An 860-nucleotide genomic window follows, 5' to 3' on the forward strand; every position below is an offset into this window, starting at 1 on the left:
GTCTTCAAGCTTTTCTTGAAGAGAATCATTATTCCTACGTTCGTTTGAATCCACTCGAATCAAAGAAACAGATGGACGGTTTACGTGTTCGAAAAACAGATAAAATTGATGCAGAAAAATTGGCTCTTATTCAGGTAAATTCTAATCGTAAATCAACCTATATTCAAGAAGAGGTTTACAATGAACTTCGCAATCTGAGCCGTTTCTATCAAAATGTGACTGAGGACATTGTTCGAACTAAGAATCGCTTGCATAAAGTACTACAACTAACGTTTCCTGAAATTGAAGGGATCTTGTCAACACCGAGTGGTGAGCAATACTGGAATCTCATCGTAGAGTTCCCTAGCAAGCACGAGGTCCTAGCTTTATCACCGGAAGAAATAGCTGAAAAAATCCAAAATTCCACTTCAAAACGGATCTCAGAACAAAGGATTGCGAATCTCGGAGTCAAAGTACAAGAACTAGCCAATCAATCCTATTGTGCAGTCAAGAAAAACTCTTGCATGATAGAAGAAGTTCGTTACTATGCCAAAGAATTACTTCGTCTGACACAACATAGACAAAGTATTCTAGATGAAATGGTAACCTTAGCTGAGCCATTACCAGAATATGAAATCCTACTCTCCATACCTGGGATCGCTAAAACAACTGCAACCAGTATTATTGGTGAACTTGGTGATATTCGTCGTTTTAAAACACCGAATCAGATTAACGCCTTTATTGGCATTGATCTCAGACATTATGAATCAGGGAACTATCTAGCTAGAGAACACATTACAAAACGTGGGAACCCCTATGCCCGTAAAATTCTCTTCAAGTGTATTCACAATATTGTTTCAGCTAGTCGTACTAAACCCTGT

At 38.4% G+C, this 860-nt stretch carries 1 protein-coding gene; it reads left to right on the forward strand.

From position 1 onward, the window contains the following. Positions 1-860, forward strand: an 860-nt coding sequence (locus JEQ21_RS09815) for an IS110 family transposase (protein WP_199365318.1), incomplete at both ends; no start/stop codon positions are given.

Origin of the sequence: Streptococcus sp. 121 (assembly GCF_016458205.1) — a bacterium.
Lineage (GTDB): Bacteria > Bacillota > Bacilli > Lactobacillales > Streptococcaceae > Streptococcus.